Source organism: Caldisericia bacterium (assembly GCA_026414995.1).
Lineage (GTDB): Bacteria > Caldisericota > Caldisericia > B22-G15 > B22-G15 > JAAYUH01.
In genome coordinates, this window is the sequence record JAOAHY010000047.1 from 270 (window position 1) to 574 (window position 305).

Annotated in this window: 1 protein-coding gene; it reads right to left on the reverse strand. The window is 29.2% G+C overall.

Annotation, left to right across the window (positions count from 1 at the left end; all coding sequences use genetic code 11):
* A partial coding sequence (locus tag N3D74_06715) for an RNase J family beta-CASP ribonuclease (GenBank protein ID MCX8095855.1) occupies positions 1-305 on the reverse strand: 305 nt, incomplete at both ends.

Genomic DNA, 305 nt, shown 5'->3' on the forward strand with positions numbered 1-305 from the left:
AAGATAGACATCATTAAAAATTTGCTCTTTAGCAGAATGAGAAATAATATTTTGTATTTGTTTTTTAGTTTCATTAATTAAATCTCTTGATTCTTTCATATAAACAAAACCGCGAGAAACAACTTCTGCTTCTTTGATTAATAAGCCGGTATGTTTATCAATAGGAGCGATAATAATAAATATTCCGTCTTGCGCCAAAATTTGCCTATCTCTTAATACTATTTCTGAAATATCTCCTACTCCTAAACCAGCTACCATTACATAGTTAGTAGTTACGAATTTTTCCGTCGCTATAATTTTATTTC